This window comes from Devosia sp. A16 (genome assembly GCF_001402915.1).
Classification (GTDB): domain Bacteria; phylum Pseudomonadota; class Alphaproteobacteria; order Rhizobiales; family Devosiaceae; genus Devosia_A.
On the sequence record NZ_CP012945.1, the window covers coordinates 508,578 to 529,413 of the forward strand.

22 protein-coding genes are annotated in these 20,836 nt (G+C 66.7%); 9 read left to right on the forward strand and 13 right to left on the reverse strand.

Annotation, left to right across the window (positions count from 1 at the left end):
* Position 1 precedes the first annotated feature (1 nt).
* Positions 2–1,909 (reverse strand): ABC transporter ATP-binding protein, encoded by a 1,908-nt coding sequence (locus APS40_RS02465; protein WP_055045545.1) that lies wholly within the window; start codon positions 1,907–1,909, stop codon positions 2–4.
* Positions 1,906–3,756 (reverse strand): ABC transporter ATP-binding protein, encoded by a 1,851-nt coding sequence (locus APS40_RS02470; protein WP_082434141.1) that lies wholly within the window; start codon positions 3,754–3,756, stop codon positions 1,906–1,908. The genes APS40_RS02465 and APS40_RS02470 overlap by 4 nt, the downstream gene beginning before the upstream one ends.
* Positions 3,757–3,981: 225 nt before the next feature.
* On the opposite strand from APS40_RS02470, the gene APS40_RS02475 reads away from it, so the two are divergent.
* The 6 genes from APS40_RS02475 to APS40_RS02500 all read left to right on the forward strand — a co-directional run bounded on the left by APS40_RS02475 (position 3,982) and on the right by APS40_RS02500 (position 7,937).
* Positions 3,982–4,194 (forward strand): DUF2934 domain-containing protein, encoded by a 213-nt coding sequence (locus APS40_RS02475; protein ID WP_055045547.1) that lies wholly within the window; start codon positions 3,982–3,984, stop codon positions 4,192–4,194.
* A gap of 471 nt (positions 4,195–4,665) precedes the next feature.
* The gene (locus APS40_RS02480) at positions 4,666–5,115 is read left to right on the forward strand and encodes a PepSY domain-containing protein (protein WP_055045548.1); all 450 of its coding nucleotides are present in this window, start codon (positions 4,666–4,668) and stop codon (positions 5,113–5,115) included.
* Complete coding sequence (locus APS40_RS02485) at positions 5,112–5,777, forward strand: response regulator transcription factor (RefSeq protein ID WP_055045549.1); 666 nt, start codon at positions 5,112–5,114, stop codon at positions 5,775–5,777. The genes APS40_RS02480 and APS40_RS02485 overlap by 4 nt, the downstream gene beginning before the upstream one ends.
* Positions 5,774–7,117, forward strand: coding sequence for a sensor histidine kinase (locus APS40_RS02490; protein ID WP_055045550.1), 1,344 nt, complete (start codon positions 5,774–5,776; stop codon positions 7,115–7,117). Before APS40_RS02485 ends, APS40_RS02490 begins: the two co-directional genes overlap by 4 nt.
* 129 nt (positions 7,118–7,246) lie before the next feature.
* Complete coding sequence (locus APS40_RS02495) at positions 7,247–7,429, forward strand: hypothetical protein (protein ID WP_055045551.1); 183 nt, start codon at positions 7,247–7,249, stop codon at positions 7,427–7,429.
* Between the two features lie 169 nt (positions 7,430–7,598).
* The gene (locus APS40_RS02500; RefSeq protein ID WP_156342800.1) at positions 7,599–7,937 is read left to right on the forward strand and encodes a hypothetical protein; all 339 of its coding nucleotides are present in this window, start codon (positions 7,599–7,601) and stop codon (positions 7,935–7,937) included.
* 111 nt (positions 7,938–8,048) lie between these two features.
* On the opposite strand, the gene APS40_RS02505 is transcribed toward APS40_RS02500, so the two are convergent.
* From APS40_RS02505 to APS40_RS02530, 6 genes are all read right to left on the reverse strand, one after another.
* Complete coding sequence (locus APS40_RS02505) at positions 8,049–8,429, reverse strand: cupin domain-containing protein (RefSeq protein ID WP_055045553.1); 381 nt, start codon at positions 8,427–8,429, stop codon at positions 8,049–8,051.
* A 14-nt stretch (positions 8,430–8,443) separates the two neighbouring features.
* On the reverse strand, positions 8,444–9,535 hold the full coding sequence (locus APS40_RS02510) for a Gfo/Idh/MocA family protein (protein WP_055045554.1): 1,092 nt from the start codon (positions 9,533–9,535) through the stop codon (positions 8,444–8,446).
* A 3-nt stretch (positions 9,536–9,538) separates the two neighbouring features.
* Entirely contained in the window at positions 9,539–10,369 is an 831-nt protein-coding gene (locus APS40_RS02515) for a carbohydrate ABC transporter permease (protein WP_055045555.1), read from the reverse strand.
* Positions 10,366–11,313, reverse strand: a complete 948-nt coding sequence (locus APS40_RS02520; protein ID WP_055045556.1) for a carbohydrate ABC transporter permease — start codon at positions 11,311–11,313, stop codon at positions 10,366–10,368. Before APS40_RS02520 ends, APS40_RS02515 begins: the two co-directional genes overlap by 4 nt.
* A gap of 159 nt (positions 11,314–11,472) precedes the next feature.
* Complete coding sequence (locus tag APS40_RS02525) at positions 11,473–12,735, reverse strand: ABC transporter substrate-binding protein (protein WP_055045557.1); 1,263 nt, start codon at positions 12,733–12,735, stop codon at positions 11,473–11,475.
* A gap of 63 nt (positions 12,736–12,798) precedes the next feature.
* Entirely contained in the window at positions 12,799–13,467 is a 669-nt protein-coding gene (locus tag APS40_RS02530) for a GntR family transcriptional regulator (RefSeq protein ID WP_055045558.1), read from the reverse strand.
* A 150-nt stretch (positions 13,468–13,617) separates the two neighbouring features.
* Between APS40_RS02530 and APS40_RS02535 the strand changes: the two genes are divergently transcribed.
* From APS40_RS02535 to APS40_RS02545, 3 genes are all read left to right on the forward strand, one after another.
* A complete protein-coding gene (locus APS40_RS02535; protein ID WP_055045559.1) occupies positions 13,618–14,829 on the forward strand; it encodes a Tm-1-like ATP-binding domain-containing protein in 1,212 nt (403 codons plus the stop codon).
* A gap of 10 nt (positions 14,830–14,839) precedes the next feature.
* A complete protein-coding gene (locus APS40_RS02540; protein ID WP_055045560.1) occupies positions 14,840–15,685 on the forward strand; it encodes a phosphoenolpyruvate hydrolase family protein in 846 nt (281 codons plus the stop codon).
* Positions 15,686–15,819: 134 nt separating this feature from the next.
* A complete protein-coding gene (locus APS40_RS02545) occupies positions 15,820–16,830 on the forward strand; it encodes an N-acetylglucosamine kinase (RefSeq protein WP_055045561.1) in 1,011 nt (336 codons plus the stop codon).
* A 101-nt stretch (positions 16,831–16,931) separates the two neighbouring features.
* On the opposite strand, the gene APS40_RS02550 is transcribed toward APS40_RS02545, so the two are convergent.
* The 5 genes from APS40_RS02550 to APS40_RS02570 all read right to left on the reverse strand — a co-directional run bounded on the left by APS40_RS02550 (position 16,932) and on the right by APS40_RS02570 (position 20,832).
* Positions 16,932–17,630: a DUF899 domain-containing protein gene (locus tag APS40_RS02550; RefSeq protein WP_055045562.1), complete on the reverse strand. Its 699-nt coding sequence runs from the start codon at positions 17,628–17,630 to the stop codon at positions 16,932–16,934.
* Positions 17,631–17,823: 193 nt separating this feature from the next.
* Positions 17,824–18,270, reverse strand: a complete 447-nt coding sequence (locus tag APS40_RS02555; protein WP_055045563.1) for an NUDIX hydrolase — start codon at positions 18,268–18,270, stop codon at positions 17,824–17,826.
* Positions 18,267–19,295 carry an ABC transporter substrate-binding protein gene (locus APS40_RS02560; RefSeq protein ID WP_055045564.1) on the reverse strand — a complete coding sequence of 343 codons (1,029 nt, stop codon included), beginning with the start codon at positions 19,293–19,295 and terminating at the stop codon, positions 18,267–18,269. Before APS40_RS02560 ends, APS40_RS02555 begins: the two co-directional genes overlap by 4 nt.
* Positions 19,292–20,038, reverse strand: coding sequence for an ABC transporter ATP-binding protein (locus APS40_RS02565; RefSeq protein ID WP_055045565.1), 747 nt, complete (start codon positions 20,036–20,038; stop codon positions 19,292–19,294). Before APS40_RS02565 ends, APS40_RS02560 begins: the two co-directional genes overlap by 4 nt.
* Positions 20,035–20,832 (reverse strand): ABC transporter permease, encoded by a 798-nt coding sequence (locus tag APS40_RS02570; protein WP_055045566.1) that lies wholly within the window; start codon positions 20,830–20,832, stop codon positions 20,035–20,037. Before APS40_RS02570 ends, APS40_RS02565 begins: the two co-directional genes overlap by 4 nt.
* Positions 20,833–20,836: the final 4 nt, after the last annotated feature.

A 20,836-nucleotide genomic window follows, 5' to 3' on the forward strand; every position in this document is an offset into this window, starting at 1 on the left:
CCTAGGTCGCCTTGCCCACTGCCGCGCCGGCATTGTCCTCGGCGTTCTCCGGCAGGTCGTCGAAGCTCAAGTAGTTCATGGTGTAGAGCCTGGAATAGAGCCCCTGCTTTTCCATCAGCTGGTCGTGGTTGCCCGACTCCAGCAGCTCGCCGTTCTGCAGGACGATGATGCGGTCGGCGCCGCGGATGGTGGCGAGGCGGTGCGCGATGACGAGGCCGGTACGGCCTTCGAGCAGCCGCTTCAGCGCCCGCTGGATCAGCATTTCGGTATAGCTGTCGATGTTCGCCGTCGCCTCGTCGAGGACGAGGATCTTGGCATCGGCCACCAGCGCCCGGGCGAAGCTGATCAGCTGGCGCTGCCCGAGCGACAGGTTGCCGCCGCGCTGCTCGAGCCGCGTGTCGTAGCCATCGGCCAGCGACATGATGAAATCATGCGCGCCCACCGCCTTGGCCGCCTCGATCACCTGCTCGCGGGTGGCGCTCTCCTTGTTGTAGCGGATGTTCTCGATCACCGTGCCGGTGAACAGGAACGGCTCCTGCAGCACCATGGCCACCTGCTCGCCCAGGGAATCCTGGGTAACGTCGCGCACGTCGTGCCCCCCCACGGTCACCGAACCGTCCCACACGTCGTAGAAGCGGTGCACCAGCGACATGCAGCTCGATTTGCCCGAGCCGGTGGGGCCGACAATGGCGACGGTCTCGCCCGGATTGACCCGGAAGCTCACATTCTTCAGCACCGGCAGCCCCTTGCGGTAGCCGAAGGTGACATCCTTGAACTCGACCGAGCCATCCATCCCCGCAGTCAACGGGAAGGCATCGGGCTTGTCCTCGATATTGACCGGCACATCGAGCACTTCGACGATGCGGGTGCCCGACGACATGGCGCGCTGGAACACCGAGTACTGCATGGTCAGCGAACGGATCGGATCGAAGAAGCGCTGGATGTAGAACAGGAACGCCACCATGACGCCGACATCGAGCTCGCGGCCCAGCACCATCTGGCCGCCGACCACGATCACAGAGGCCATGGAAATGCCGGTGAGCGTATCGACGATCGGCACCATCACCTGGGCGAACTTGGCGGCGCGCAGGTGCGCCTTGAGATTGGCCCGGGCCTTTTCCTCGTAGAGGTCGAAATTGACCTGCTGACGATCGAGGCTCTGCACCGTGCGCACGCCGTTGATGCCTTCGGCCAGCGCCCCGTTGGCCGACGAATTGGTGTGGTGCGCCGCCATGAAGCTGACCTTGGCCGGGGGCAGCCAGAACAGGCGCACGATGAACAGGATCGGCATGGTCGCCATGGTGATCAGCCCGAGCATCGGATCGAGCCACAGCAGCACCCCGACGATGCCGAACAGCAGCACGATATCGCCGACCGAAAGCACCGAGGTTTCAAGGAACTCCTGCATGGAGTTCACATCGCCCATCAGGCGCGACATCAGCCGGCCGACTTCGGTCTTGTCCATCCAGCTGAGCGATACGTGCTGCAGGTGGGCGAACATGGCGCGCCGCATGTCGAACAGCACGTTCTCGGCGGCCTTGCCCACCACCGTCTCCTGGATCCAGGAGGCGACGAAGTTGATGAGGATCAGCCCGGCAAACCCGGCGATGCACCAGAGCAGCACCACGCGGCCGCCGCCGCCCTGCGCCATGCCATTGTCGATGGCGTAGCGGATCACCAGCGGGAAGGCGAGCGAGGTAAGCGTGAACACCAGCACCGCCGCCACCGACAGGTAGATCTGGTTGCGATACGGCTTCACGAAGGCCCAGATGCGGCGCACGATCTTGGGGTCGTACGCCTTGCCGAACACCTCTTCCTCGCGGTCGAGGCTGGAGCCGACCACGGCACGGGGCGGACGGCGGTTGCGGTCTTCGCTGTCGTCTTCGGTATTGAGTGTGGCCTCGGTCATTCGGCAGCCTCCAGCTGGTCGTCGCCAGGCTTCACCTGGAGGTCGTAGAGCGCGCGGTAGCGGCCGCCGAGCGCCAGCAGTTCTTCATGTGTGCCGCGCTCGACGATCTGGCCCTCGTCGATGAACAGGATCTGGTCGGCATGCATCAGCGAGCTCAGCCGATGCGAGATGATGAGGGTGACGCGGTCCTTGGCGAAGCGCTTCATCGCGGTGCGGATGCGCTGCTCGGTGCCGGCATCGACCGCCGCGGTGCTGTCGTCGAACACCATCACCGAGGGTCTCAGCATCAGCGAGCGCGCGATGTTGAGGCGCTGGCGCTGTCCGCCCGACAGCGACACCCCGCGCTCGCCCACGATGGTTTCGTAACCGGTGGGCAGCCCGATGATGTAGTTGTGCAGCTGCGCGTATTCCGAGGCGCTGGCGATACGCGCCCCCTTGGCCCAGGGGTCGCCATAGGCGATGTTGTTCTCGATATTGGTGGTGAACAGGAAGCTGTCCTGCTGCACCACCGCCACCGCTTTGCGCAGGCTCGCCAGCGTCACCGCGCGTACGTCCTGCCCGTCGATCGTCACCCGCCCGCCGGTCACGTCGTAAAAGCGCGGAATCAGGTGAGCGATGGTGGATTTGCCCGAGCCCGGCTTGCCGACGATGCCGATGGTCTCGCCCTTGCGACCCTCGAACGACACACCTGTCAGCACCGGACGGAACGGCGCCGAGGGATAGGCGAAGTCGACGTTCTCGAACTTCAGCGTGCCTTCGGAAAGCTTCAGCGGCTTGGCGCCCGGCTCGTCCTTGATCTCGATCTCGAGGTCGAGGAAGGCGAACAGGCGGTTGCCGCAGGTCGAGGCGCGGGCGAACGAATTGACCAGAAGGCCAAGCTGGCGCACCGGCATCTGCAGGATCGTCATGAAGGTGAGGAAGGAAGCGAGCGTACCCACGGTCATCTCGCCGGCAATGACGCGCTCGCCGCCATACCACAGCACCAGCGCCATCGAGGCGAAGAAACTGATGTTCATCAGCGAGGTCGAGTTGACGCGGATATTGACCCGCTGGTGCGCCAGCTCGAGTGCCGCGTCGGAGGCGGCGTTGTATTTCTTCATCTCGTGCATGGCGCCGGCAAAGGCGCGCACCACGCGGATGCCGCCCAGGTTCTCTTCCATGACGCGGCTCAGATCCTGCAGCCGCTCCTGCAGCACCAGCCAGGTGGCGCGGAGCTTGAGCTGAGTGAGCGAGGAATTGACCGCCACGAACGGCGCGAAGCTGAGCGCCAGGAGCCCGAGAATCCAATCCGTCGAGATCAGCATATAGGCGCCGACCCCGATCAGCGTGCCCAGCAGCACGACGCGCAACAGGCCCGTGGCAAAGAACATGCGCACGCCTTCGAGGTCGAGCATGCCCACGGTAATCAGATCGCCGGTATGCACCCTGTCGTGGTAGGAGAAGCTGAGCCGCTGGATCTTCTCGTACACCGCGAGGCGCAGTTCATAGGCCGTGTGATGGCCCACCGCTTCGCCAAAGTAGTTCATCGACATCGTGAACAGGCCGCGCAGGATCGACACCACCAGCAGGACGATCGCGATGGTCCACAGCGCATCGATCGCCCCGACGCCGCCATCCAGCACACCCTCGGCGCGATCCACCGCCTGCCCCAGCAGCACCGGCGTCGCCAGTTGCAGCGCCGAGGAGATGAAGCAGGAAAGGATGGTGATCACCACCATCCAGGGGTGACGCCAGGTCAGCACCATGATGCGCCACAGGGTGGTCAGCCCCTTGCCCTGCTGTGCGGCATCGACATGTGACATTGCATCGCCAGGCGAATAGGCGCTGCGCGGAGCATTCGAGCTCAATTTGAGGGTCCAGACATAAAGCTTTGAGGGCCTGCCCTCGCCGGAATATTGGCGGACAGACTCGGCCCGGTAGAACCAGAGGAAGAATTATGTCTTCGCGCTGATTTGCGTTCTGTTCAAGGCAGATATGCGGGGCCGATAGGGTACTTTCGTAGCACCGCCGCAAGGCTCGGCCATGATGTTGCACGAATGCAACCTCACCCTGAGCGTGACGTTGAGGGCAACATGAGCCGCGAGCCCGACAAGACCAATGGGCCTGCCCCGCCGCCCGAGGATGAGGCCTTCCGGGAAGCGGTGCGCAAAACCGCCTATTTTCTCTGGGAACAGGACGGTCGTCCGCATGGCCGACACGACGAATACTACCTGCGCGCCCTCGACCGGCATCGCCGCGAGCGCAAATACGATCAGTGGCTCGAGGATGGGCCCGACGGGGAGTGACCCGCCGCTCGTGGCCTGATCGCCACACCATGTCAGGCGGCTGACAGGTTCGGCCTGCTATCGATCGGATCGAACGGTTGGCCGGGCAGTCCACCCTGCGTCCAAACCGGCCGGTCGTTCACCTTCTTCGGCCTGCGGGCCGGCCTTGCAGATGGACGGGGAGCAGCCGACAGCCAAGCCCGCTCGCTCCCCGTCCGTTTCAGGCATCACCACAGCTAGTCCGAGCCCTCGCAACGGGGGACTCGCCAAGGCGCTGCCGGCATCCCCCCGAATGGAGTCGGCAGCGCCGCTTTCGCTGACGATGCGCGCGCCCCCGGCCATTCCGCCACCGGCATTTGCAGATGAACGGGTGCCCATGCCAGATGCTTGCAAATCTTCGGCGGTCGCCGGCGCGTGCCGTGCAACCCGGACGGCGCCTTGCCGGTTGCTGATAACAGGCAAATGTCAGGTGGGGCAGGTTAGGTTCAGCAGATGCGTCGGAATGTTCTTGTTCTTCTCACCCTCTGCCTTCTTGCTTCAGGCCTGTCCGCGCAGGCTTGGGCAGCGGCGAGTTCGAATGCGAGCCCCCAGGGCCAGCAGAGCAGCAGCCAGAAGGACGGCAATGGCAACGGCAACGGCAACGGGAAGCGCAACGGCCCGGGCGAGAACAATGGCAATGGCAATGGCAACGGCCTCCACCTGCCATCGACCGACGCCGACGCCGAATTGACGCTCAACCAGGTGCAGTCGGAAGACTCGGTTGATCTCGACCAGGTGCTGGCCGCAGTGGCGCAGGTTTCCAGTGGACGCATGCTCGGCATCACACCGCGCCGCCTCTCCGGTCGCCTCGTCTACGACGTTACGGTGCTCGAGTCTTCCGGCGAGGTCCGTCACGTCCTCGTCGATGCCAGGAGCGGCAAGCCCCTGCGGGTGCGACCATGAAAGTACTGATTGCCGAAGACGACGACCGGATCGCCGAGCCGCTCAGCACAACTCTTGAGCGGGCCGGCTTCATCGTCGATGTCGAAGCTGACGGAGAGGTGGCCTGGTATCGCGGCGACACCGAGGACTTCGACACCATCATTCTCGATCTTGGTCTCCCCACCCTCGATGGCCTCAGCGTGCTGAAGCGCTGGCGCAGTGCCGACCGCCGTTCACCCGTCCTGGTGCTGACGGCGCGCGGGCGCTGGGAGGAGAAGGTCGAGGCCATCGAAGCCGGCGCCGACGACTATGTGGTCAAGCCCTTCCAGATGGAGGAAGTGCTGGCGCGGGTGCGCGCCATCGTGCGCCGCGCCAACGGGCTGGCGTCGTCGCGACTGCAGTTCGGACCCTACGTGCTCGACAGCCGGCAGATGCAGGTCACCCGGGACGGTGTGCCGGTAGATCTCGGACCACTCGAACTGAGGCTCCTGCTGCACCTGCTGCATCACCGCGGTCAGGCGATTTCGCAAATCGCTCTCGCCGACCATCTCTACGACGAGGCCGCCGACCGCGATCCCAACGCCATCGAGCAACTGGTAGCGCGTGTCCGCAAGCGGCTGGGCTCCAGGGTGATCGAAACCAGGCGCGGCTTCGGCTATGTGATCCCCGGGGCCGAAAGGTGAGTGGATACTCCCTGCGCACGCGGCTGTTCGCCGGCGTCGCGCTATGGTCGATCATTGCCCTCTGCCTTGCAGGGGTCGGCATCGTCCTGGTGTTTGCGGCCACCGTGCAGCGCGATCAGCTCGAAGATCTCGGCGCCAGCCTCGACCAGCTGACCCTTGCGATAGCCAGCTCGCCATCGCTTGCCGAGCCCGCTCTCCCCGATCCGCGCTACCAGAAGCCGGCAGGCGGCCTCTACTATCAGATCGTCGATCTCGACTCCGGCGAGGTGCTGCGCTCGCGCTCGCTCTGGGATGCCGAGCTTCGGCTGCCCGATCCGCGCGCCGGCGACGCGGTGCTCACCACCGTCCCCGGCCCCGCCGGACAGACGCTTTCGCTGCTGGTTCGCGACATCACCACCGGCACGCCGCAGCACCGGCTTCGTCTCGCGGTGGCCGAGAACGTCGAGCTGCGCGGGCACAGCATCGGCACGTTCGCCTCGCAGATCGCCGTTGCCCTCCTCGCGGTCGCGGCGGCCCTCTTGCTGGCCGCCTGGCTGGTGCTGCAGCTCAGCCTCACCCCGCTCGATCAGCTCCGCCAGCGTGTCGCCTCGATCGCCAGCGGTGGCGCCAACAAACTCGAGGGCCGCTATCCGCTCGAGTTCGCACCGCTGGTCGATGAGGTCAACGAACTGCTGGAGGTGAACGAGCGCACCCTGCGGCTGAGCCGCGAACGCGCCGACGACCTGGCGCATGGCCTAAAGACGCCGCTGGCGGTGATCCGCGCCACCGCAGGGCGGCTGCGCGAACGGGGCGATGGCGAGAATGCCTCGGCGCTGGAGCTGCTCAGCACCGAAATGGCCGATCGCATCGACTACCAGATGCGGCTCAGCCACCTGCGCATTCGCAGCAAGACCGTGGGATTCGTCACCTCGGTGGACCAGATGCTCATCCGCAGCGTCGCCGTGATGCGCAAGACCGGCCGCGGCGCCGAGCTTTACTGGCACCTCGAGGGTGATCGGGTCGATGCTGACATCGATCCGCACGACCTGATGGAGCTGGTCGGAGTCATCCTCGAGAACGCCGGACGATGGGCGAAGTCGGAGGTGAGGGTCACCAGCAGCCGCATCGAGGATCAGGCGCGCTTCGTGGTCTGCGACGACGGCCCCGGCCTCACCGACGAACAGATCGCGCTTCTGGGCCAGCGGGGGCGCCGGCTCGACGAGACCCGCTCCGGCTCGGGTTTCGGGCTCGCCATCGCGCGGGAGATCACCCGGCTCAACGGCGGCACCATCACCTGGCGCCGCGGCGCCGGCGCCGGCCTCGAGGTCGAGGTCCGCCTGCCGGCACCTGCCGCGAGCTGAATCCGGCCGAAGCTGACATCCCGCTGACACGCGGCGTCAACTTGCTTACAGCTTTGATTTTACAAGATAAATTTGGAACCGCAGGCGATCGGCGTCGTTACCTCCCCGCCAGCACAAGGAGAATGAGCGATGGCAACAATCATCGACAATGGCGGTGGCGGTAGCTCCGGCATCGGTATCATTGCAGGCATCATCGTGGTCGTCCTGCTGGTTGTCGGTTTCTTCGTTTTCGTCAATCCCAATGGTGGCTCGCGCACCGTGGATGTCGACGTTCCCAAGGTCACCGTCGATGTGAAGCCCGACGGCCAGTAGCGTCCAAAACCGGCCCGTGCTCCTCCCCTGGGCAGCGGGCCATGCGGGCGCTCCGGCGCCTGCCTCCGGCGACTGTTCTGCCCTTCGCGCCCGATCCGGCAGAGCAGGGGCGGATGGAGGCGCGACCTCCATCCGCCGCCGGCACCTTCCCCTAATGGAGTGTTCCAGCGTGCACCAGTTCGCCACCTCTTCCGTCAAACCGGGCGGCACCTACGCCCAGCTTGCCGACCGCCGCGCCCGCCAGGTCCTGAGGCCCTTCGTTACCCAACTGGGAGAGTGGAACCAGCGGGCCGCCAGAGCCAGCGCCATGATCCTCTCCCGCGCCAGTTCAGGCGCCGACCGCTCGGCGCAGTTCGCCGACCTTCGCGATCTCCTCGATGAGGTGAGCCGCAGCTACGAGGAATTCGAACGCGTCGTCGCTGACGAGCCGGCCCAGAGCCGGATCGCCGACGTCCGGTCGGCCTTCATCCGCCTGCAATCCACCCTGCGCCGCCTGCGCGCTGATTAGGACCCTTCAAATGCGACGCCAGTTCGGACTCTCCCTGCTTTACCTCGGCTGTCTCATCGCCTGGGCCATCCCCTATCTGGCGCTCGCGAGCCTGGGCTGAGCGGGTCCCGCTCACGCCACCCCGCCACCCTCATGATCGACCGCGTGGCGCTTGCCGGACGAGAACATGATCAGCGCGAAGACCGGCTCGCTCCCCAGCGCCCTGGCCCAGTGCCGGACGTTGCGCGGGATGCGGATGGTGTCGCCGGCCGCCAGTTGCACCGTCTCGTCGCCCAGCTTGTGTTCGCAGGCGCCCGAGACGACATAGAGGAACTCCTCGCAATTGGGATGCGAGTGGAGCGGGTTGCGTTCGCCCGGCTTGATGAAGCAGGTGCCGAAGGTCATCTCGGTGCCGTCCATCGACTTGTCGGTGATCTTCCAGTTGAGCTCGCCCCAGCCGGTTTCGACCCGCTCGCCATCGGCGGCGCGGGAAACGAAGGTCTCGATCGTCATGGCCTTCTCCCTGCTCACAGCGCCGCCGCAACGCCATGCGGCGTCGTTGCGTAGAAGTCGTAGAGTTTCATGATCTCGAGCGCCGTCTCCAGAGTTCCCTTGGTCACTGCCCGCCCCTCCAGCACCGCTTCGCAGAAGTGCAGCACTTCCGGCACGTAGCCCAGCGTGAACATGTTGTTGTTGTAGAGCTGGCCCAACGAGAATTCCGGCTCGTACACCACCGTGGCGCTCTCCTCGGGCTGGATCCAGCTCGCGGCCCGGCCATAGCTCGGCAGCTTGGCCTTGCGGTAATGCGTCAGCTTCACGCCGTTCTCGACCACCGCGTGGCTGCCCTCGCCGATCGCCTCGACCCGTTCGAGCGGCCCGCCCCAGCTCTGCCCGGCGCTGAAGTGCAGCGCGCCGATGGCGCCTGACCTGAACTTGAGGCTGGCAATGGTGGCGCCGGTCGGTTCGGCCCATTCGAAACTTGCCCGTTCGATCTCGCCCGCGAGGAAACTGATGATCGCCCCCGGATGGTAGATATGGTCGATCACCGACTGCATGGCGACGAGGTCGCCCCGCTGGTCGGGCGGCGGCAGCGCCTGCGGGTAGCGCACCACCAGCGAGGTCAGCCGGCCGAACTCGGGCGCGCTGACGATATCCTTGAGCTTCTCGATCGCCGGGAAGAAGGTCTTCTTGAGGCCGGTCATGATGGTCCTGCCGGTGCGCCTGGAGACCGCGATCAGCTCCTCGACTTCGGCCCGGCTCGCCGCCGTCGGCTTTTCCATCCAGACATGCGCCCCGGCTTCGACCACATCCTTGGCGAGCTGCGTCGCCTGCACATGCCCGTCCCTGGTGTAGCTGGTAACGATGAACACCACGTCCGGCTGCTCGGCGGCGAGCATCGCGCGGTGGTCGGTATAGGTCCGTTCGGCTCCGAACACCCGGGCGAAGCCGTCGGCTCGCTCCTTGCTGAGATCGCAGATGGCGGCGAGGTCCACCGGCGCGTAGCGGAATGTGGGGTAGACATTGCGGTAGGCGTGCCCCCCTGCCCCGATGAAGCAGGCCTTCAGCCGCCGCTGGTATTCGAAGTTGTAGCGGATCTCCCGCTGGACGTGATGCGGCATGGCTCAGCCTTTCAATGCGCCTTGGGTGAGGCCTTCGGTGAAGCGCCTCTGGGTGAGGATGTAGAGGATGATCACCGGCAGGAAGGTGATGACGGTGCCCGAGAACACCAGCCGGAAGTCGGTGCTATAGGTCGAGGCGAACCGCACCAGCCCCAACGGCAACGTCTGGTTGCCCGGGCTGATCAGCACCACCAGCGGCAGGAAGAAATCGTTCCAGGTCGAGAGCGCCGAGATGATCAGCAGCGCCGAGATGGCCGGCTGCGACAGCGGCAGGAACACCCGGGTCAGGATCTGGAAGTGGTTGGCCCCGTCGATCTTGGCCGCTTCGCTCAACTCGTTCGGCACGCCGAGAAAGAAGCTTCGCATCAGGAAAAGCCCGAACGGGATGCCGTTCGACACCTGCGCCAGCACCACGCCCGCCATCGAGTTGATCAACCCCAGGTTGAACAGCACCTGGTAGAGCGGAATGATGATCGCCTGGATCGGGATGGTGAGCCCGAAGATGAAGGCATAGAAGGTCCATTCACGACCGGGAAAGCGTATCTTGGCCAGCGCGTAACCGGCGGGCGCGCAGACGACCAGCGTCAGCACCACCACGCCCGCCACATTGATCAGGCTGTTGCCGATCAACGAGCCGAAGCCGCCGACATTCCAGGCATCGGCGTAGTTCTGCCACATCAGCTGCTTGGGCAGCGCGAACGGATCGCCGCGACCGATCTCCGCCTCGGTCTTGAGGCTGGAGACCACGAGCCACAGGAATGGCCCGAGGATGATGGCGAAGACCGGCAGCAGCAGCAGCACCATCGGCCACTCGGAGGGCTTGCGGGTACTCATGCGGATGCCCTCGCGCGCCAGCGATTGAAGGTAACGGTGATGGTGATGGCGAGGACGCTCATAAGGATGCAGAGCACCGCGGCAAGCCCATGGTCCTGCGCCTGGAAGGCGAGCCGGTAGATGTAGGTGGTGATGATCTCGCTGGCATAGAACGGTCCGCCATTGGTCATCACGAACACCGTGGCAAAGCCCTTGAGCCCGTTGATCATGGCGAGCGACAGGACGAACGTCATCACTTCGCTGAGGCCGGGCAGCGTCACGTTCCAGAGCTTCTGCCAAGCATTGGCGCCGTCGATCTCGGCCGCCTCGTAGAGGGTATGATCGATGTTCTGCAGCCCGGCGATGAACAGCAGCATGTAGAGCCCGAAGCCCTGCCAGGAGCTCGCGACATTCACCGAGAACAGCACCAGCAGCGGGTCCGACAGCCAGCCCTTGGCCCAGCTCGCCAAGCCCCATTGGGTCAGTGCCGTGTTGATGAGCCCGTAGAACGGATCGTAGATATTTGCCCAGATCACCCCCACTACGGCCAAGGAGACGAGGTGCGGCAGGAAGAAAGCGGTGCGAAAGAACACCCGGGTGCGGCTCAGCCGGCCGATCGCCAGCGCCAGCGCGAGCCCCAGGCCACCGGCCAGCACCACATGGTAGCCGAGCCACAGGAAGGTCCGGCCCAGACTCTGCCAGATGATCGGGTCCTCGGTGGCGCGCACGTAGTTGTCGAGGCCGACGAAGCTGGCCTCGGTATTGAAGCCGCCCGAATTGGTGAAGCTGATCCAGATCGTGGCGACGATCGGCGTCAGGCTGAACAGCGCATAGAGCGCGATCGCCGGCAGCATCAGCACGAAAGCCGCGCCGAACCCGTCACGCGCCCCATCGGCGCGGCGACGGCGAGGGGCGGCGGAGGTGCGGAGGTCCGCGGCGTCGGCTGTGGTGGTGAGGCGGGTCATCTATGGTTCTCGTTGAGACAGACGGCCCCCTCCCGGCCTCCCCCATAAAGGGGGAGGTGAAGGTCGAGGCTGTGGCTTCGATTGTGCCCAACGCACCGGCGGGGCACCTCCCCCTTCATGGGGGAGGATGGGAGGGGGCCGTCTCTGTCAGTCAGCACGTCAAAGCGCCGGGATCTTCGCCTGGATCTGCGCCATGCCGTCCTCGGCCGAGACCTGGCCGCCGATCAGGCCCTGGATCACCTGGAAATAGGTGTCGAGGGCCGCGCCGGGCATGTAGACCGACGGGTTGAAGCCCACCCCGTTGGCGGCTGCCGCGAACACCTCGGCCATCACAGGCACTGCCGGGTTGAGGTCGGGCATGGCGCGCGGCGAGATCTGCGTGCCGGTCTTGTGTTCGGCGCGGAACCGCATCACCTCGTCGGAGAGAATGAAGTCGATCCACTTGGCGGCGAGCTCGGGCTGCTTGGAACTGACCGGGATCATCCAGCTCCAGCCGATGCCGCCGGTCGGCTTGCTCTCCCCGGCAATGTCGGTGGGGATAGTGGCAAAGCCCATATTGTCGATCGGATACTCGTTCTTGCGCGCATTGCCGATGAACCACGGCCCGCCGAAGAAGATTGCGGCGCGCTTGTTGGTCCACAGCCGCGTCGCCGCCTCGAGGTCGAGCCCCGCCATCTGTGCGCTGATGTAACCCTTCTTGGCGAAGTCGGCGACGCGCTGCGCCCCGAGCAGCGGTTCGGCATCGGTCCACGGCTTCCTGGCCGTCACCACCTCGCCCATCACGCTGGAGCCGGCGGCGGCCTGCAGGAAATTTCCCATCAGGTGGCCGCCATTGGCGTTGTTGCGCGGCCCGACGGCCAGCGGCTCGAGCCCCTTGTCCTTGATCTTCTGTAGCAGCGCCTCGAAATCGGTCCAGCTGCCGCCGATGGTCCAGCCGTTCTCGGCAAACAGGTCCTTGTGGTACCAGAGCCCGATCGCATCGATGCCGTCCGGCACCTCATAGATCTCGCCGCCGAACTGGCTGGCGAGGATGTCGTAGAGCCAGGGGAAGATCTTGTCCTTCCAGCCCATATCCGCGTAATGCGCGGTGAGCGGCTGGATCAGCTTGGCATTGACCACAGTGGTGACGCGGCCGATGCCGGAATTGGTGAGCAGGACATCGGGGCCGGCGTCGGACTGGATGGCGGCCTGCACCGCGCCGTTCGAGATGGTGCCGGTGGGCGGCATATACTCCACGGTAACGCCGGGATTGGCCGCCTCGAAATCGGCCTTGAGCTTGTTCCAGACCTCGGCGACCAGCGGATCGGCGAGCTGATCGGTGGCCCAGACCGTCAAGGTCTGCGCCTTGGCCAGGGTTGGCGCGGTGAGCAGTCCGGCGGCGGCCAGGGCGGCGGCCGAAGCCATCAGGGTTCGTCTCAACATGTGTGGTCCTCCTCGTGGTGTCGCGCCGGTTGACCGGCGTCGTCTGCGTCGGGCGGAACTGCCCTAGCGCCGAGCCGGCTTCACCTCCTCGAAGCGGGCCAGCACAGTGCGCTGCACGTCGGAAATGTGCGCGTGCATCAGCGCCACCGCGGTCTTGATGTCGCGGCGGCGGAAGGCGGCGAGGATATCGTCGCGCTCGCGCGCCGCGTCCTCGGCAAAGGTGTGGCTCTCGTTGGCGATGGTGCGGCCGATCTGGATTTGCAGCGCCAGCCGGCTCAGCGTCTCGATCAGCGCCGCATTGCCGGAGAGCTCGGCGATGGTTTCGTGGAACTCGCGGTCGGCCTGCCCATAGGCCACCATGTCGTCGGCCTTCAGCGCCGCCACCGCCCCATCGAGGATTCGCTCGAAATTGGCGATGTGCCGGTCGCTCATCTGCGGCACCGCCAGCTCGACCGCAAAGCACTCGAGGGTCTTGCGCAGTTCGTAGAGATCCTCGGTTTCCTTCTTGGAGAAGCTGCGGACGAAGAAGCCGCGATACGGCTTGATCTCGATCAGCCCCTCCTTGCTGAGCGTACCCAGCGCCTCGCGAAAGGGCGTGCGGCTCACCTGCAGCTTCTCGGTCAGCGCCTTCTCGTCCAGCGGGGCGCCGGACGGCAGCTCGCCGGAGACGATCATCCTGACGATCTCCTCGTAGATGCGTTCGCGCAGCGTCAGGTGGCGGGGGGCGTTCATTCGGGCTCCATCGGCCTTTCGCTCGATGGCTATATGTATGCAATTCTCGAAAGAATATACAATATGGAAAATGCACGTTATGGCTATTGCATACGATGCCGGCGCAGAAGCCGACGGAAACGCCCGCAAATGCTGGGAAAGGGAGGAACAATGGCCAAGGTCTATGTGGTCGGAACCATGGACACCAAGGGCGCCGAACTGCGGTACGCGGCCGAACGCGTCCGTGCCGCCGGAGCGGAATCGATGCTGATCGATGTCGGCACGCAGGGCTCCGGCGCCGCCGGCGGTCACGGCGCCGAAGTGAGCGCCGCGCAGGTCGCCGCGCACCATCCGCGCGGCGCGCAGGCGGTGCTCAGCCTGACCGATCGCGGCGCGGCGGTCTCGGCCATGGCCACGGCGCTGACCCACTATCTCGCGACCCGCAGCGATATCGGCGCCCTGCTTGGCCTGGGCGGCACCGGCAATACCGCGCTGGTCACCGAGGCGATGCGCACCCTGCCGATCGGCCTGCCCAAGCTGATGGTCTCGACGGTCGCCTCAGGCAATACCGCGCCTTATGTCGGCCCCAACGACCTCACCATGATGTACTCGGTGGTCGACGTCGCCGGGCTCAACGCCATCTCGCGCCGGGTCATCGGCAATGCCGCCCATGCCGCGGCCGGCATGGCGCTCAACACCCCGTCCGCCTCCAGCACCGACAAGCCGGGCCTCGGGGTGACCATGTTCGGCGTCACCACCCAATGCGTCACCATGCTGCGCGAGGCGATGGAGCTGACGCACGAAGTTTACACCTTCCACGCCACCGGCACCGGCGGCCAGTCGATGGAAAAGCTCGCCGATTCCGGTCTCGTCGCCGGCCTGATCGACGTCACCACCACGGAAGTGCCCGACCTGCTGGTCGGCGGGGTATTCCCCGCCACCGAGGACCGCTTCGGCGCGGCGATCCGTACCGGCCTGCCCTATGTCGGCTCGGTCGGCGCCGTCGACATGGTCAATTTCGGCGCCCGCGACACCGTCCCGCCCGAATTCCGCGACCGCAAGCTCCATGTCCACAACGCCCAGGTGACGCTGATGCGCACCACGCCCGACGAGAACCGCCGCACCGCCGAGTTCATCGTCAGCCGGCTCAATCGCATGCCCGGGCCGGTCCGCTTCCTGCTGCCGCTGCGGGGCGTCTCGGCCATCGATGCGCCCGGCCAGCCGTTTTACGATCCGGTGGCCGACCAGGTGTTGTTCGACACCATTCGCTCCGGCTGGCAGGCAGCGCCCAACCGGCAGTTGGTGGAGCTCGACCTCCACATCAACGACCCCGCCTTCGCCGCTGCGTTGGCTCGGAATTTTCGCGAACTCTCTCCCGCCTGAGGCCGTTACCATGACCCCACTCTCCCGCCAGGACATTCTCGACCAGCTGCGCCGCAAGATCGCTGCCGGCCGCCCCATCATCGGCGGCGGCGCCGGGACCGGCCTCAGCGCCAAGGCCGAGGAGGCCGGCGGCATCGACCTGATCGTCATCTACAATTCCGGGCGCTACCGCATGGCCGGCCGCGGCTCGCTGGCCGGGCTGATGGCCTATGGCAATGCCAACGACATCGTCGTCGAAATGGCGCACGAGGTGCTGCCGGTGGTGCGCCACACCCCGGTGCTCGCCGGCGTCAACGGCACCGACCCGTTCCTGCTTCCCGACAAATTCCTCGACGAGCTGAAGGCGCTGGGCTTTGCCGGCATCCAGAACTTCCCCACCGTCGGCCTGATCGACGGCGTCTTCCGCGCCAATCTCGAAGAGACCGGCATGAGCTATGCCCTGGAGGTCGAGCTGGTGGCGCGGGCGGCGGCCAGGGACATGCTGACCACCCCTTACGTGTTCTCGAGCGAGGACGCGGTGGCGATGGCCAAGGCCGGGGCCGACATCCTCGTCTGCCATCTCGGGCTCACCACCGGCGGCTCCATCGGCGCCGAAACCGCGCTTGGCCTCGACGACTGCGTCGACCGGATCGACGCCTGGTCCGCCGCCGCCCGGGCGGTGCGCGACGACATCATTATCCTCTGCCACGGCGGCCCGATCGCCATGCCGCAGGATGCAAGGTACGTTCTGGCGCGCACCCGGGCCTGCCACGGTTTCTATGGCGCGAGCTCGATGGAGCGCCTGCCCACCGAACGCGCCATCGCCGACCAGGTGGCGACGTTCACCGGGCTCGAACTCGGCGCGGCGCAGCGATAGCCGCTCTCGCCGCGCGTGCCCCGAATGGAGTCGCGGCCGGCTTCGGTTATGGTGCGCCGAAGGCGACGGATTCTGCGGCTTGCACGCCGCAGGAACCGAGCCGGCTCGAACCAACCAATCGGAGTGCGCCCGCCGTGCCACGTCTCGCCCCTTCGTCTGCGCCCCCTGCCACCGACACAGCGGTGATCGTCGGCATCGACGGCGGCGGCAGCAAGACGCTGGTGGCCAGCGCCGACCGCACCGGGCAGGCGCTCCGGCTGCAACGCGGCCGCGGCACCAGCCCGCTCGAAAGCCCCGGCTGGCGCGAGGCGCTGGCCGAGCAGGCACGGCCGTTTGCCCGCGCGTCAGGGCTCGCCGGAGTCGCGGCCGCCCTGCCCGCCTATGGCGAGGTCGATGCCGCCTCGGCGGCGCAGCGGCAGGCGATCGGCGAGCTGTTCGGCAGAGTGCCGCAGCGGCTGCTCAACGATGTCGATGCGGCCCATCTGGGCGCCTTCGCCGGCCAAGCGGGCATCCTGATCCTCGCCGGCACCGGCTCGATGGCCTGGGCCCGCGACGCGACCGGCGCCTCGCACCGCACCGGCGGCTGGGGCGATGTGATCGGCGACGAAGGCAGCGGCTACTGGATCGGCACGCGGGTGCTGGGCGCAATCAGCAAGGCCATCGACGGACGCGCCGCCCCCACCGGCCTCGTCGATGCGGTGTTCGTGCGGCTGGGTCTGCCATCGGACGACCGCATGAACCAACTGCTGGGCTGGGCCTCCGGGCTCGATGCCCCACGCATGCAGATCGCCAAACTGGCGCCGCTGGCGCTGGAGTGCGCCGAGGCAGGCGACCCGGCGGCGAACGCCATCGTCGACGCTGCGGCCGATGAGCTCTGCCTGCACATCGGCACGCTCGAGCGGCAGCTCGCTGCGTCGAAACTGGCATGGAGCTTCGCCGGCGGATTGTTCGCGAGCCCGGCGCTGCGGCGGGCCGTCACGGCGCGGGTCGGCCGCCCGGCCGCCCCGCCCCGGCTGCCGCCGGTCGGCGGCGCGCTGCTGGCGGCGGCGCAGCACCTGGGCTGGCCCACCGACGAAGAATGGATCGAGAGGCTCGCAGCCTCGCTGCGGCAGCTCGCCGAAGACATCGGCGAAACGGCGGACTAGTCCTACGCGACCAGCAGCTCCACCACAGCCGGGTGGCTCAGCAAGCCACCCGGCTGCGGTGGGGGCGCGGGCGCCGGGTAACGGTCCCACGCGCCCTGCGCTCAGCCCTTCGCATACTGGTCGTGCCGGCGCAGCCACTCCATGCCCTCGGATTCATTGCGCCCTTTTGGCGCGATATCGAGGATCGCATAGGTGCCCATCATCACCTCGACGCCCCGCCCGAAGGTGGAGTAGGTGCGGAACACCGCCCCGCTCTCATCCTTGAAGAAGGCGCTGACGCCCGGCCATTCCTCGCCGGTCTCGTCCCACTGTCCGAAGTTGTAGTCGATATGACCGCTGGCGATCTCCTCGGGCGTGAAGGTGACGCGGAAATCGCGGTTGAAGCTGTTGCCGTGCGAGGACACCCAGCGGAACGACCAGCCCATGCGCTGCCGGTAGCGCTCGATATCGGCAAGCGGCGCTCGCGACACGGCGAGCATGGTGACGTCATGGTTGGCGAGGTGCGGGTTCATGCCGTCGATGTGGTCGGCCATGAAGGAACAGCTCGGACACCCCTGCGCCCAGCCTGGAGCGAACATGAAATGCTGGATGATGAGCTGCGAACGCCCGTCGAACAGCTCGGCCAGCGTGCGCGGCCCTTCCAGCGTGTCGAACACATATGGCTTGTCGATGCGCAGCCAGGGCAATGCGGCGCGCTGGGCGGCAACTTCGTCGCGCAGGTGGGTGAGCCGTTTTTCCGCCTTCAGCAACTCACGCCGGGCGGCCAGCCATTCGTTATGAGAAACGACAGTGTGCGGCATCGTCAGTCTCCTTCGATACGGTTGGGGGATGACGCGTTTGACGGGGGTAACCCGACAACCGCCGCTGCCATGGCAATGGATCGAAGACGCCTGAGGCATCATCACTCCGTAGCCACGCTGCGGGGTCAGAAGAGCATAGGCCCTCCGCCGAGCCGGACGGGAGTTACAAATGCGACGCGATACCCGCCCCCGCCTACACGGCGCTTGCCAGCAGCGTTGCCGTCGCCGCAACTGCGGCGACGTCTTCGATCAGCTCCAGCGTGCCGTCGGCCAGCGTCGCCAGCGACGCCCAGCGCGCCTCCAGCGCGTCGTCCGCCGCAGCCGGCTCCCCCGCCTGCCAGCGGCAGAGCACGGCGATCAACACATAGTGGCTGCGCAGGCGCCCTTCCCCATCATGGTCGAGCGCATCGAGGCTCGCGAAGGCCAGTTGCGGCGTTGCCTCGACGCCTGTCTCCTCGAGCAGCTCGCGCGCGGCAGCGTCGTGGATCGTCTCGCCAGGCTCGATCTTGCCGCCCGGAAAGCCCCAGAGCCCGGCATCGGGCGGGTTGGCGCGGCGCACCAGCAACACCTCGCCGCTGCGGATCACCACCGCGAGGACGGCGGCCACCGGGCGTCCGACGGCCGGCCCGGCCGTGGTCACGGCTGCGCCTCCAGATATTGGTTGGTGTAGTAGCCCGACAGATCCGGCAGGGCGGACAGCGGGTTGCCTTCACCGTCCTTCAGCAGCCCGGCCTCGTAGAGAAAGCGCCCTACCGCTTCCATCTTGGTGGGATCGATCATGCCGACGGCGCCGTCGGCGCCCCTGAGGTAGTTGCCCTCGATCAAGGCGGCGAGCGAGGCGCGCACGAAATCCCGGTCGAGCGCCGCATCGGGATTGGCAGCAACGAGAATGTCGGCCGCCTCGTCCGGATGCTCCACCGCATAGGCATAGCCGCGCTGGGTCGCGGCGATGAAGCGCCGCGCCGTCTCGGCATGGGCGCCCAGATAGGCGCCGGAGCTGGCGATGAAATTGGTGTGCTGGTCTGGCACGCCGTAATCGGCATAGCGGAAGGCGCGCTGCGCCGGGCCGTCGCGCTCGGCCTTGACGCCCTCCCAGGTATAGACTTCGAGGGTGAAATCCACCGTATCGTTGGCCAGCGCCTCGTAGGCCGAGGTGCCCAGGGTCACCGTCTCGAACTCGCCCTTGCCGCCATCGTTGCGGATGATCGTGCCGATCAGCGCATTCTCCCAGCCGCTGCCGAAGCCGGCATAGAGCTTGCCGTCGAGGTCGCGCGGCCGGACGATATCGCTGCGATCGGCCTTGAACACCAGCCGTCCGGTCTCGGTCTGCACCAGCGCATAGGCGGCCACCAGGTCGGCGCCGGCGCTGCGCTGGGTGAACAGTCCGATCGAGCCGACAATGCCGAAATCGGCGACCCGGTTGGCGACCAGCGTCGCCGCGGCGGTATCGGCATAGGGCAGGATTTCCACCGCGAGGCCCGCCTCGTCGTAGTAGCCCCTGGTCTCGGCGACGAAGAGGCCGATGTGGTTGGTGTTGGGCGTCCAGTCGAGCGCCACGCTGACTTTGTCCGCAGTCTGGGGCGTCGCCTGCCCCAGCGCCGGTGCGGCGCCCAGCGTGACGGCCACGGCAAACGCGGCCATGAGATGATGGTTCGGCAAGGTCATGGCTCCAGTTTGAACAGCTCTGCGAGGATTTCGGCTTCGAGCGCCGCCAGCGCCGGACTGCCGGTTGGCGGGCGCGGATGCGGGAACGGCACGGCGAACTCGTGCAGCACCCGCGCCGGCCGGCGCGACAGCACATAGATGCGGTCGGAAAGCTGCACGGTCTCGCGCACATCGTGGCTGATCAGCAGCACCGTCCACCCGTGCCGCAGCCGCATCTCGGCCAGCCAGGCCTGCATGCGGGCGCGGGTCAAGGCGTCGAGCGCGCCAAGCGGCTCGTCGAGCAGCAGCATGCCACGCTGCTGCGCCACTGTACGCAGCAGCGCCACGCGCTGCCGCATGCCGCCAGAAAGCTGCGCCGGATAATGCGCCTCGAAACCGGCAAGCCCGAACTCGTGCAACAGCGGAGCGACTGCCTGTCGCGCTGCCTTGCGGGGCATTCCCATGACTTCGAGCCCGAGCGTGGCGTTGTCGAGCACCCGCCGCCACGGCAGCAACGCATCGCGCTGCGGCATATAGGCGAAGGGGGGCTGTCGCCCTGGCGGCTGGCCATCGACGAGGATCTGCCCCCGGTCCGCCGTCAGCGCTCCGATCAGCAGGTTGAGGATCGTCGATTTGCCCGCCCCCGACGGGCCGAGGAGCGACACGAACTCTCCCGGCCGCACCTCGAGGCTGACATCGTCGAGCACCTCGGTGTCGCCGATCCGCTTGCCGACTCCTCGCAGTTCCAGATGCGGCGCCGTCATGGTGCCCGCTCCCCGAGCCGCGTCCAGGGCATGGCCAGCCGCTGCAGCAGGCTGGCGGCGCCGAACAGCAGCAGCGTGATGCTGGCGCTGACGAACACCGCGGCCAGCACCAGGTCGGGACGGAAATTGTTCTTGGCGTTGAGGATGTAGATCCCCAGCCCATATCGCGAGCCGGCATATTCGGCAAAGATCGCCCCGACCACCGCATAGGTGATCGAGATCCTGAGCCCGGCGAAGAAATAGGGCAGCACCGACGGCAGCCGCGCGAGCTGGAAGCGACGCGCCCGCGATGCCCCCATCGAGGCCAGCAGGGCTTCGATGTCGCGGTCGGTGGCGGCATAGCCCTCGACCAGCGCGACCAGCATCGGAAATAACGTCACCAGCGCCACGAGGACGATCTTGGGCACGAGGCCGAAGCCGAACCACAGGACGATCAGCGGCGCGATGGCGACCAGCGGCAGGGTCTGGCTGATCACCAGCACCGGGAACAGCGCGCGTCGCAGTGGCCGGCAGAAGTCGACGAGCACCGAAAACCCGAACGCCGCGACGAGCGAGGCGGCGAACCCCAGGGTCGTCGCCTGCAGCGTCGCGAGGCTGTGGGTGGCGAGGCTCTGCCACTGCCCGAGCCCTGCGACGACGATGCGCGACGGCGCCGGGAGCACGGTCGGGGCGATGCCGGAGAGCTGCACATAGGCTTCCCAGGCCATGAGCAGCCCCAGCACCGCGGCGATGGCCGGGCCGGCATGGGCAAGCAATTGCGCCACGGGGCGCCAACGGACGAACCGGCTGGACATGTCG

Excerpts from the sequence above, each read along its gene's own strand:
- APS40_RS02570 (WP_055045566.1), bottom strand. The coding sequence starts at position 20,832 with ATGTCCAGCCGGTTCGTCCGTTGGCGCCCCGTGGCGCAATTGCTTGCC.
- APS40_RS02560 (WP_055045564.1), bottom strand. The coding sequence starts at position 19,295 with ATGACCTTGCCGAACCATCATCTCATGGCCGCGTTTGCCGTGGCCGTC.
- APS40_RS02505 (WP_055045553.1), bottom strand. The coding sequence starts at position 8,429 with ATGACGATCGAGACCTTCGTTTCCCGCGCCGCCGATGGCGAGCGGGTC.
- APS40_RS02480 (WP_055045548.1), top strand. The coding sequence starts at position 4,666 with ATGCGTCGGAATGTTCTTGTTCTTCTCACCCTCTGCCTTCTTGCTTCA.
- APS40_RS02485 (WP_055045549.1), top strand. The coding sequence starts at position 5,112 with ATGAAAGTACTGATTGCCGAAGACGACGACCGGATCGCCGAGCCGCTC.
- APS40_RS02495 (WP_055045551.1), top strand. The coding sequence starts at position 7,247 with ATGGCAACAATCATCGACAATGGCGGTGGCGGTAGCTCCGGCATCGGT.
- APS40_RS02515 (WP_055045555.1), bottom strand. The coding sequence starts at position 10,369 with ATGAGTACCCGCAAGCCCTCCGAGTGGCCGATGGTGCTGCTGCTGCTG.
- APS40_RS02535 (WP_055045559.1), top strand. The coding sequence starts at position 13,618 with ATGGCCAAGGTCTATGTGGTCGGAACCATGGACACCAAGGGCGCCGAA.
- APS40_RS02510 (WP_055045554.1), bottom strand. The coding sequence starts at position 9,535 with ATGCCGCATCACGTCCAGCGGGAGATCCGCTACAACTTCGAATACCAG.
- APS40_RS02540 (WP_055045560.1), top strand. The coding sequence starts at position 14,840 with ATGACCCCACTCTCCCGCCAGGACATTCTCGACCAGCTGCGCCGCAAG.
- APS40_RS02465 (WP_055045545.1), bottom strand. The coding sequence starts at position 1,909 with ATGACCGAGGCCACACTCAATACCGAAGACGACAGCGAAGACCGCAAC.
- APS40_RS02520 (WP_055045556.1), bottom strand. The coding sequence starts at position 11,313 with ATGACCCGCCTCACCACCACAGCCGACGCCGCGGACCTCCGCACCTCC.
- APS40_RS02525 (WP_055045557.1), bottom strand. The coding sequence starts at position 12,735 with ATGTTGAGACGAACCCTGATGGCTTCGGCCGCCGCCCTGGCCGCCGCC.
- APS40_RS02530 (WP_055045558.1), bottom strand. The coding sequence starts at position 13,467 with ATGAACGCCCCCCGCCACCTGACGCTGCGCGAACGCATCTACGAGGAG.
- APS40_RS02565 (WP_055045565.1), bottom strand. The coding sequence starts at position 20,038 with ATGACGGCGCCGCATCTGGAACTGCGAGGAGTCGGCAAGCGGATCGGC.
- APS40_RS02550 (WP_055045562.1), bottom strand. The coding sequence starts at position 17,630 with ATGCCGCACACTGTCGTTTCTCATAACGAATGGCTGGCCGCCCGGCGT.
- APS40_RS02475 (WP_055045547.1), top strand. The coding sequence starts at position 3,982 with ATGAGCCGCGAGCCCGACAAGACCAATGGGCCTGCCCCGCCGCCCGAG.